This is a genomic window from Paenalicyclobacillus macrosporangiidus, from assembly GCF_900116805.1.
GTDB lineage: Bacteria > Bacillota > Bacilli > Alicyclobacillales > Alicyclobacillaceae > Alicyclobacillus_H > Alicyclobacillus_H macrosporangiidus.
In genome coordinates this window covers 1-10,554 of record NZ_FPBV01000039.1, presented here as the reverse complement: position 1 = coordinate 10,554, position 10,554 = coordinate 1, and the positions used below count along the sequence as shown (strand labels likewise).

The 10,554-nt window shown below is 56.5% G+C and carries 8 protein-coding genes and 1 pseudogene; 6 read left to right on the top strand and 3 right to left on the bottom strand.

Annotated features, from left to right (window positions below):
* Positions 1-311: 311 nt before the first annotated feature.
* Positions 312-1,445: pseudogene (locus BM357_RS17665) on the bottom strand (IS3 family transposase).
* Positions 1,446-1,465: 20 nt separating this feature from the next.
* Here BM357_RS17665 and BM357_RS20815 point away from each other — a divergent pair.
* From BM357_RS20815 to BM357_RS17635, 5 genes are all read left to right on the top strand, one after another.
* Positions 1,466-1,681 (top strand): sigma factor-like helix-turn-helix DNA-binding protein, encoded by a 216-nt coding sequence (locus BM357_RS20815; protein WP_083430658.1) that lies wholly within the window; start codon positions 1,466-1,468, stop codon positions 1,679-1,681.
* An 89-nt stretch (positions 1,682-1,770) separates the two neighbouring features.
* Positions 1,771-2,322, top strand: coding sequence for a hypothetical protein (locus tag BM357_RS17650; protein ID WP_139234783.1), 552 nt, complete (start codon positions 1,771-1,773; stop codon positions 2,320-2,322).
* A gap of 542 nt (positions 2,323-2,864) precedes the next feature.
* Positions 2,865-4,487 carry an ABC transporter substrate-binding protein gene (locus BM357_RS17645; protein ID WP_074956586.1) on the top strand — a complete coding sequence of 541 codons (1,623 nt, stop codon included), beginning with the start codon at positions 2,865-2,867 and terminating at the stop codon, positions 4,485-4,487.
* Between the two features lie 115 nt (positions 4,488-4,602).
* Complete coding sequence (locus tag BM357_RS17640) at positions 4,603-5,778, top strand: amidohydrolase (protein WP_139234782.1); 1,176 nt, start codon at positions 4,603-4,605, stop codon at positions 5,776-5,778.
* Between the two features lie 69 nt (positions 5,779-5,847).
* Positions 5,848-7,101, top strand: coding sequence for a metal-dependent hydrolase family protein (locus BM357_RS17635; RefSeq protein WP_074956582.1), 1,254 nt, complete (start codon positions 5,848-5,850; stop codon positions 7,099-7,101).
* Positions 7,102-7,978: 877 nt separating this feature from the next.
* Here the strand turns inward: BM357_RS17635 and BM357_RS17630 are convergent.
* Together BM357_RS17630 and BM357_RS17625 are read right to left on the bottom strand one after the other, a co-directional pair.
* Entirely contained in the window at positions 7,979-8,533 is a 555-nt protein-coding gene (locus BM357_RS17630; protein WP_074956580.1) for a GNAT family N-acetyltransferase, read from the bottom strand.
* A 268-nt stretch (positions 8,534-8,801) separates the two neighbouring features.
* Positions 8,802-9,017: a helix-turn-helix transcriptional regulator gene (locus tag BM357_RS17625; RefSeq protein ID WP_231493550.1), complete on the bottom strand. Its 216-nt coding sequence runs from the start codon at positions 9,015-9,017 to the stop codon at positions 8,802-8,804.
* Between the two features lie 345 nt (positions 9,018-9,362).
* Between BM357_RS17625 and BM357_RS17620 the strand changes: the two genes are divergently transcribed.
* On the top strand, positions 9,363-10,554 hold a 1,192-nt coding region (locus BM357_RS17620), incomplete at its 3' end, for a spore germination protein (RefSeq protein WP_074956577.1).

The window sequence follows — 10,554 nt, the reverse complement described above, 5'->3', positions numbered from 1 at the left end:
GTCATCTCCGTCCATCGACAGCAGTGTCCTGATACCACTACAGCCGAGCCAGTTACAGCCGAGCAAGTATGGATCGAACAGTTGGTTGAATGTCGGGCCTGAAGGCAATGAATCCGGTAGGGGAATCCTCGGCAGACCCTTGTGAAAGGCTGATAGCCGAACTCACGCACTTAGTCAGAGGCAGCCCCGTGACGGAAGGCATGAAATGCGGTACTCAACCCGCGGATATCAGACTGCCAACCGTCGACGAGCATTGCCTTCGGGCCGGGCACTCAACCCAAGAGCCACGGGGCTTGACCGCCTCGTTCATATCAGGGTCTTCTGGCCTTCCCCTTCAGGTAAATCTCGGCAGGTGTGTGGTACCCCAACGATTGGTGTGGCCGTTCGTGATTGTAATAGTGAATGAATTTTCTGATTGAATCCCTCGCCTCCTTCGGGCTGGCGTACTCTTTCGTGTACACCTCTTCATACTTCAACGTCCGCCAGAACCGCTCCGTGAAGATGTTATCCACAGCCCTGTTCCGGTCGTCCATGCTGATTTGCACACCCGCCTCTTTCAGCAAATTCGTGTACTGTGGACTGGTGAAATGACTGCCCTGGTCGCTGTTCCAGATCTCCGGTTTCCCCTGTTCCAGAGCCGATTGAGCGGCGGCTAGGACAAACTGAATGTCCATGGTCTGCTCCAGTCGCCAGCTCACAATGTACCGAGAATGCCAATCGATTACAGCTACCAGGTACATCCAGCCTTTCTTGAGGCGAATATAGGTGATATCAATCCCCCATACATGGTTGTTGTGACTGGCCCGAACGTTGCGCAGCAGATACGGATAGACTTTATGCTGAATATTCCGTTTGCTGAGGTTCGGCCCAGGGCATACTCCTGCAATTTCCATCTCTCGCATGCAGCGTTGTACACGTTTGCGATTAACATCCCTCAAGGCGCAGTACGGCTGTGATCCGCCGGGAACCGTACGCCGGGTGATCTGTGTATATCTCGTCGATCCGGTGCTTGAGGCGCACCTCCTCCTCTGGTTTATCCACAGGCTTGTAATACAGGCTGGTGCGATTCAGGCTCAACAACTCAGCCTGCTTACTCAGCGGAATTTCGGGATGGTCCCGCTCGACCATCTCCATACGCTCTTCACGAGTCCGGGTTGAGGCCAGATTTTTTTGAGCCACTCGACTTGAGTGGTTAGACGTCCAATTTTGGAATAAAGCTCCTCCAACTCCTTTTCATGTTCTCTCTTTATGGCCGTAGTGTTCTTTTTATCCACATCCTCAAACAGGCTGGACAGGTTATCCACAACCGTGTTCTTCCACCGGTGCAGCATGGTTGGATGAACCCCGTACTCCGAGGCCAACTGTGTAACCGTCTTCTCTTCCCTAAGAAGTTCCAGTACGACCTGTGCTTTGAATGAAGCCGAGTAGTGTTTTCGCATGCCCATAGTGTAGCTTAAATGGCCCCCTGTCGCTTGTTCAGTTTCATGGGACCACTATAATCTTTCGTCTGAGAAAGATTTACCGGGAAGTTATCCTGCTTCACATACGCGAAGACCTGACGCTCAAAGAGATAGCGTCGGTCCCAAATGTATCGGAACGTACAGTCCGAATCCGTTACAGAAGGGCGTTAGAGCAGTTGCAAGACTTGATTGGTAAGGAGATGATCGAGGGTGGAATTTGAGGATTACCTACGCCAGCAAATCAAATCTCTTCCTTGCGGCAAATTGACCGAGCGTCACAGGAACGCGGTGTTGAAACGCGTGCGGCACGGTGTTGGATACGAGCGAGTTTCGTGACGCGGTCCAAAAGGCGTTGGAATCGCCGTTTTCTGCGGGCTTTGGCAACACAACCGCAACCACCCATCAAGCTGCAGTCCAGGACCTGTTGGTCAGATGGAGTCAGGTCACGGGTGAATACGGATTCGCCTTCATCAGCTTTCGCGTCCGCCAAAGCGATTATTTCGCTGCAGTCGCAGCCATTCAAGGAAACGCCGCCTCATGGGACATCTTGCATATGGAACCATTCCCCGTGTCCCAAGTGACGGATAGCCATCTGCCGATCTATAATTTCCAGATGAGTGAATATACGTGTCCCGGTTACCCGCGAACATACCCAAACTACTTCCTGGACTGCGGCGTGGTTCAGGACGAGGAAGTAACTCGTGTCCGCGTCACATGGCACGACGGTCGGGTTGACGATCTTCCAGTCCAGAACGGGGTGTATGGAGACGCGGTCACGTATCCGCCCAAAGCGGGTATACATTACGGTCCCAGAAGCATCGAGGCTTTCAATGCCCATGGGAAACTGATGTACAGGCAATGACGGCCGTGTCTGCGGCAGAATCTCGATTTGTGTGTGCCCTTACTTCGTGGCATCTATCTTGCATTACCAAGCTACCGGAGCAGATCGTCGATACGACAAACCTTGTCATGGCACGGGTTTTGTGGGCTCTTTGGGAAGTCTGAACACTGCCTCGAATGCACTTTGTTGTTCTCCTCGTCCTGCTCTCACGATTTGAGAATCGAATGCTCACATTGTTTGCAGCGGCTCCGTCGAGGTTCATAGCCAGGGAATCTTGGTCTGGGCGTGAGTGAAAACGCTTGTGCTCCCCAAAATCGCCTCCTGTGCGGAATGGCCATGGTTGACACCATGTGGACATGACCTTTACAATCGGATGAAAATATCGAATATTATCATTTTATCATTCCTGTCATCACGGATGGTAGAGTCAGCAAGATGGCAGGATCGGCGCAGACGGATGAACTGGGATGGCGTTACGGACAGCACCGCAGACTGGCGCTGTCGACGGCCTTTGGAACAGGAACCAGGTCCGTTCGCCGGGAGCACGCAAAGGGGTGTGGGTTGTGAGGAGATTTGTGTCTGCAGTGGCGACCGCGCTGTGCTCCGCGGTACTGTTGGCGGGGTGTGGCACGAGCGGGGGTGGCAATGTGGCTGCCGGGAGTCCGCCCGGGGGAAACAAGACGTTGGTTGTCGGCCGGGGCGGGGATTCGGTCACGCTGGATCCGGCAAACGCTGTCGATTCGGAGTCCTTCATGGTATCCGATGAAATCTTCGAAACGCTGGTTCGCTACAAGCCGGGCACGTCTGAGTTAGCGCCAGATTTGGCCACCAGTTGGACACCGTCGTCTGACGGAATATCATGGACACTCAAGTTGCAGCAAAACGTCACATTCCAAGATGGCACACCCTTCAATGCCGATGCGGTGGTGGAAAACGTTGAGCGTTGGTGGGATCCGTCGAATCCGTACCACAAAGGAGGAACTTTCCCAAACTTCAAATCTGACTTCGGCGGGTTCAAGGGTGACAAGGATTGTGTGCTGAAGGACGTCAAAAAGATTGATGACTACACCGTGGAGCTGGACCTGACGCATCCGTTTGCACCGCTGATGTCCATCCTGACACAGGGCTCCTATGCCATCGTGTCGCCGCAGAGTCTGAAGCAGTACAACGGAGACATCAAGGAGCATCCGGTTGGCACGGGCGCGTTTGAATTCGTGAGTTGGACGCAGAACGACAAGATTGTGCTCAAGAAGAACCCGCACTACCGGGTGAGCGGGGAACCGAAACTGGATCAACTGATATTCCAGGTCATCAAGGACAACTCTGCGCGGTTGAACGCGCTTCGCTCCGGTTCCATCGACTTTATGGAAGGGGTCAATCCGTCGGACGCCTCGGCCGTGAAGGCGGACCCGAATCTGCAGCTCATCACGGCTCCCAGCAATAACGTGGGGTACTTCGCCATGAACACGCAGGTGAAACCGTTCAACGATCCCCGCGTGCGCCAGGCCATCGCGATGACCATTGACAAGAAGGCGATTGTGGACGCATATCTGAACGGCTCCGCCGTCGTCGCCACGACCATCTTGCCGCCACAAAACTGGGGTTTTGATTCAGAACTTCAGGATTACAAGGTGGACATCGCGAAAGCGAAGCAGTTGCTGTCTGAAGCGGGCTACCCGCACGGGTTCAAGACTACGTTGTACGTGATGGCGGTCCCGCGCCCGTACATGCCGCAGCCGGACAAGATTGGCGCGACGCTGCAGGCTGACCTGAAGCAAATCGGCATCGATGTCCAGATTCAGACGTACGACTGGGCAACGTATATCCAGAAAGTCCTGAGCGGGCAGCATCCGATGTGCTTGCTCGGCTGGTCCGCCGGTACATGGGATCCGACGAACTTCATGTACACCATTTACGACAGCGCGAACGCCAAGCCGCCCGCCTACAATGTGTCGTTTTACAAGAACCCGCAGGTCGACCAACTGCTGCAGCAGGCGTTGAACGTCTCCGATCAGTCGCAGCGAGCTGCCTTGTACAAAAGGGCGCAGGAAATCATCCATCAGGACACCCCGCTCATTCCGCTGTTCCACACCACGCCGCTGTACGCCGCGGCCAAATATGTGACCGGCTACGTTCCCAGCGGTACGGGTGGGGCAGAATTCACCACGGTGGATATCGCCAAATAGAGTCAAGAACACGTGGGCGGCTGCTTTGCGGCACCGCCCCGGAGTTTTGCATTCGATCTGAGCGAGTTTACGGAAGGAAGGAGATTGCAAGACCTGGCCTCAAGGGAGGATGACCATGACGTTTCCGCGCGATCGGTTCGAGGCGGATGTCAACGCGGTGATTGACGATGTGATTGGATGGCGGCGCGCCATGCATGAATTTCCTGAGCTGTCGTTTCACGAACACGAGACGTCGCAACGCGTCTACGAGACGCTTCGGTCGTTCGGGGGTCTGGAGGTGACCCGCCCCACACCCACCAGTGTTATGGCGCGGCTCATCGGAACGAAGCCCGGCAAGACGCTGGCCATCCGGGCTGACATGGATGCGCTGCCGATCCAGGAAGCGACTCAGCTTCCTTTTGCCTCGAAACGACCGGGAGTGATGCACGCCTGCGGGCACGATGGCCATACCGCCATGCTGCTCGGTGCGGCCAAGATTCTCTGCAAGTACAGGCAGGAGCTATCCGGGGAAATCCGATTCCTGTTCCAGCATGCGGAGGAACTGCCCCCCGGTGGCGCCGAGGAGATGGTCGCCGCGGGGGTCATGGACGGAGTCGATATGGTCATCGGCATTCATCTGGAGTCCCAGCGTGAGGTTGGCCGGGTGTACATCTGCCCAGGCCCTGTTAACGCCGCGCCGGACACGTTCAAGGGGAAGATCATCGGCAAGGGCGGTCATGCCGCGTATCCACACACCACCGTCGACAGCGTGGTCGTCGCCGCGCATACGATTGTGGCGTTGCAGCAGGTGGTTTCGAGGCAAACGGATCCACTCCAGCCGTTGGTCGTCTCCGTGTGCCAGCTTAGCGGCGGCAGCGCTTATAACGTGATCCCGAATGTTGTAGAGTTTGGTGGAACGGTGCGCAGCTACGATCCCGCGCTCCGCGCGCAGGTGCCTGCCCGCATGGAGCAGATCATTCGCGGGGTGACAGAGGCGTTCGGCGCTTCCTACGAATTCTCCTACCATATGGGCTATCGCCCGGTCATCAACGACGACGAACTGACATCGCGCGTGCGTGCCATCCTGGAGGCGACGTTTGGCGTTGACTCCGTCGAGACGTACACACCGAGCATGGCTGGGGAAGACTTTTCAGCCTATCAGCAGCACGCACCGGGCACCTTCTTCATCGTCGGCGCCGGTGGGCCGTCGCACGCCCCGCATCACCATCCGGCGTTTACCATCGATGAACGGGCACTCGGCATCGGGGTCCGCGCGTTTGTGAATGTCGCCGTTGGGCTGTTGATGGCGTGATGCAATCGTTTCTATAATCGAAAGAAAAGGTTCCAGATTCAAAACCGTCAGACGAGGGGTGTTGGAGAAGTGGCATTCAAGCTCATTCGCAACGGTACATTGATTGACGGCCGTGGTGGAGATCCGGTGGAGAGCGCATCTGTCCTGATTGATGGAAATAAAATTGTTGCGGTGGGCCCAGAGGCGCACGTGCACGTGCCAGCCGACGCAGAAGTGTTCGACGCACAGGGCGGATGCATCCTGCCAGGGTTCATTGACACGCACGTACATATCATGTTTCAGGTGGAAAACTTCCAGAAGCGCCTCACGACGCCGTTCGCATACAATTTTTACAAGGCGCTGACATACATGCGGAACACGTTGAACGCGGGTATCACATCGATTCGCGATGCGGGTGGCGCTGATGTCGGCCTGAAGATGGCGGTGGAGGACGGTTTGGTAGAGGGACCGAGGATGCAGGTCAGTATCGAGCCGCTCACGATAACCGGGGGACATGGAGATTCCTGGATGTTGTCCGGTCTCGATATGAATCTTAGGGGCTATCCGGGCCATCCGAGCGGCGTGTGCGACGGAGTGGAGGAGGTCCGCAAGAAGGTTCGCGAGATATTGCGTGCCGGTGCGGATGTCATCAAGGTACACGCGACGGGTGGCGTCTTAAGTCCGACGGATCATCCCGAATTCACGCAGTTCTCCCTCGAAGAATTAAAAGTCATGGTACAGGAAGGCCAGTACCGCCGCGGGGTGAAGGTGATGGCGCATGCCCAGGGTGCAGAAGGCATCCGGAATGCGGTGCTGGCCGGAATTCACTCGATTGAGCATGGCGTCTTCATCGACGACGAAACGGCGGAATTGATGGTACAGCACGGCACGTACCTGGTCCCCACGTTGCTCGCCCCAGTATCCGTGTTGGAAGCGGCGGAACGGGATGATTCGATGCCTGAGTACGGGATCCGCAAGTGCCGCGAGGTCATCGAGTGCCACAAGGAGAGCGTTGCTCGGGCGTATAAAGCAGGGGTAAAGATCGCCATGGGCACGGATGCCGGCGTCATGCCCCACGGTACGAACCTGCGCGAACTTGGGCTGATGTGCGAGATCGGCATGAGTCCCATGGAGGCGATTGTGGCGACCACGAAAGTCGCTGCGGAATGCATGGGCTGGGAAGACAAGGTCGGTACGGTGGAGGTGGGAAAACTGGCAGACGTGATCATCACCAGGACCAACCCGCTCAAGGACATTCGATCGTTGGAGAACACAAACAATGTGGTCACGGTGTTCAAGGACGGCAAAGTGGTCAAAGATATTCGGGAAGGGGTCCGGCGCTGACACACAGATCATCGCGCGTTGCGAGCGAGACGCCTTGCTGGAGGATGGATAACAGAGGAAACGGGGCCCGCCAAGGGCTCCGTTTTGGTAAGCGTCAAATAGTCCACAGCGCGCCTAGCAAAGCTAGGCACAACTAGCCGGTGCAAGTCCGGCCGAGGTAGGGGCCAGACCGCCTCGTAGCTAGCAGGCACCTGGTGGTGAGAGCCTAAGGGTGAAGCCCTGCGAAAAGCCCGGATGGGTGAAGCGAAACTGCAGGCCGTAACATGAAGTGAATCCTGCCGCATCGTTAATTGAAACCCGAAAGGGACAAGAGGAAGCCGAGCCGCGTGTGCACCGGCGAAGGCCATGGAACGTGTGAAGAATCTGGAAGGGCAGCACGGAAGAATCCTCCGGTGTAGAGGGAGCGGCATGTAGTGACAGTTGTGCCTGGAACTAGGGAGGCCCTACCCCGCACGGCGAGTGCCGTAAACGGTGACCCTATAAGCGCCGGGATAAGCACCAGACGTGAAAATCCAAATGAAAATCCAAAACAAAGCACGCGATAGTACGCGGTGTGATGATGAGTCCACCAAACCCTGTCGCGACGCGGGTTTTCTGGACTCATTGGGATGCTTGAACACTACCTCGGATGAGCTTCATCGTTTTCCTAAACCGCGTCTTGCGGGGGTTCGAGTCCCTCCGGGTGCACCAAAAAAGTCAGTGGTGGCGCGGGTTGTTAGCCCGCGCCATTTCGCGTATGTGGCGCCGGACTCGGACGCTGCAAATCTTTTGCTAATCTTCGCGCCCCGAAATGAGTCTTGACCCTGGTTTCCGGCTCTGATCGAACAGCGGATCGATAGCCTTGGCGGCCGCCGCCTGGAACCCGGGAACGACGGGGTCACTTGACGAACTTGCACATTACCAACACGTCAACGTAGGCATCAGGCCCCAGCTTGACATGGCGCCTTCGCCGGCCTTCTTCTTGGAATCCCAGGCTATGATACAGGTGGATGGCCGGCTCATTCGTGGTGAAGACTTCGAGGCACACCTTCTCTAACCAGGGATTCGCCTCTGCCCAGCGCAGTAGCGTTTCCACCAGTTTGCGCCCGATACCTTGACCGTGCCACGCCTTTTGCACGCTCACACCGAGGGAGCCGTGATGAGACAGACGCACACGGGACTCTCTGCGAAAGCTGAGTATCCCAATCACCTGAGGCCCGGCGCAGGCAAGCAGGAGGAGGCTGCCGGGATCGTCCAGATGATGCTGGATCCAGACTCGCTCCTCGTCCACGGTCAAGGTCACCTCTTCCGGGGTGGTCACGAGAAAGTCCGTCTCTGCTGTGACCTGCTTCGTATGCTCCAGTACCTGCGAGGCATCGGCGGGTTCTGCGATGCGCACGGTCAAAGCCGTGCCATTTGGCAGCGTTACAACTTGCGGGCTGACAAATCCCATGTCTCACCCTCCTGCAGTATTCCGTTGTCCGCCACGTGCAGATCCAGCATGTCACAGGGTGCTGGCTTTGGTTCTCAGTCCGTCTTCGCCCTGGACGTACTGCCCACTACGTGGATCGCAATCCGGTGTCATCTGTTGTCTCCGCTCTAATCCTCTTCATAATTTCCGGCTTTGGATCCCAACAGTTGAATTTGTAATACGGCTTCGTATCGTATTCCAATCGAGAGCAATAGATCCTGAACTGTCCATGTGCCCGTGTTCTTTCTCCTTATCCTTCATCTGATTCGCCCTCCTCAAGTGGCCACAGATCATCCACGCTCACCCCCAGCGCCCGTGCGATTTTCTGTGCATTTCTCAGGGTCGGCGTTGCCCCGTTGACGATCCGGCTGACCGTCGTGGACGGAAGCCCTGTCTGTTCCGCCAGCCACTCCTGCTTCAGCCCCCTCATGACCAGCACCAGCTTGAGCCGCGTGGGTTTCGGCACCTTAAATCACTCGAAATCTTTTTACACAGATGGTACTTTGTCATGTCCATGTGAATATGATGTACGATCCTACCACAATGGAGGGGTCGAAGGCGGACGAAATTCGTTAACCCCGTCCAGTCATCACGTATCCGCTTCAGGGTCCGAATTCATATGAGCGGCACGAGGGGCCGGAGATCCTATGCCAGCGCTGCGTGAATGACCGACACATTGAGGAGCGGATCCAACGCTCCCTGCAGTTGGTCCGGCCGTACACGCAGGGGAGGCTACGCTCGTACATGGTTTGGACGTATCTGGTCAAAATAACAATTAAGTGGAACAAGCAGTCTCGGGGAGTATGCGATGATGTTCGACAAGCTTCGGCGTACGAAGAGAAAAGACCTGTGGAATGATCCCGGCAGGATAACCAGCCTGGTCGACACTTCGCTGTCTGAGCCGGACAAACCGCTCCCCGCCTCTGTAGAACAATTGCGGAGTTGGGTCAAGGCGGAGTGGAAAAACTGCGACGATTTGCAGCTCCGTGACGTTGACGTGCACGGTACGCGCGTGCTTTTGGTTTGGCTGCGCGGATTGGTGGACCTTGCGCGCATTGAAGAGGGCGTTCTCGAACCCCTTGAGGTCTTGCCACAACCGCGGCCTAATATACGGCAGATGGAGTCCGTCCTGCACACGGTGCACGTTCGTTGGATCAAGACACGGCAAGAATTGAACACAGCTGTGTCGGACGGCCAGGTGGTACTCTGCGCGGACGGTTCGAAATTGGCGCTCGTCCTTGACATTAGCAAGCCCCCGGTCCGGGCAATCGAAAAGCCGGACAACGAGCCCACCCTACTGGGCCCGCAGGAGGCGTTTGTCGAGCATTTGGAGCTCAATATTGCGCTTCTCCGCAAGCGGATTCGCAGTCCGCGCCTTAAGGTCGAATCGATGCGCATCGGCGTGTACTCCAAAACCACCGTGTGCATCGTTTATGTCGAAGGCATCGCCAAACCAACTCTGGTGGAAGAAGCGCGCCAACGGCTGCGCAAGATTTCTATCGACGGAGTGAATGACATCAACAAGTTGCGCGAACTGATCGGCGACGCGCCGTACACTCTGTTTCCCACAACCGAAGAGACCGAACGACCGGACCGGGTGACGGGCAGTCTGTTACAGGGGCGCATTGCCATCATGCTCGACGGAGCGCCAAGCTGTATGATGGTGCCTGCGCAGTTCATCTATTTCCTGGCATCAGCCGAAGATTACTACATGAATTACTCACTGACGCTGTTCGTTCGCATTCTGCGCCACATCGCCTATTGGTCTTCCCTCTTGTTGCCGTCTTTGTACGTGGCGCTGTTGTCTTACAACCAAGACCTGATGCCGACACCGCTGCTCGTCAGCGTGGTTGCCCAACACCGCGGCATTCCCTTTCCGACCATCTTGGAAGCGCTTTTGATGATGTGCGCCTTCGAAGCCCTGCGTGAAGCGGGCTCGCGTCTGCCAAGGGCGGTTGGGCAATCGGTCAGCATTGTGGGTACGCTGATTGTCGGCGATGCCG

Bases quoted from the DNA above. Each gene is read 5' to 3' on its own strand.
- BM357_RS17640 (WP_139234782.1), top strand. From the start codon at position 4,603: ATGACGTTTCCGCGCGATCGGTTCGAGGCGGATGTCAACGCGGTGATT.
- BM357_RS17630 (WP_074956580.1), bottom strand. From the start codon at position 8,533: ATGGGATTTGTCAGCCCGCAAGTTGTAACGCTGCCAAATGGCACGGCT.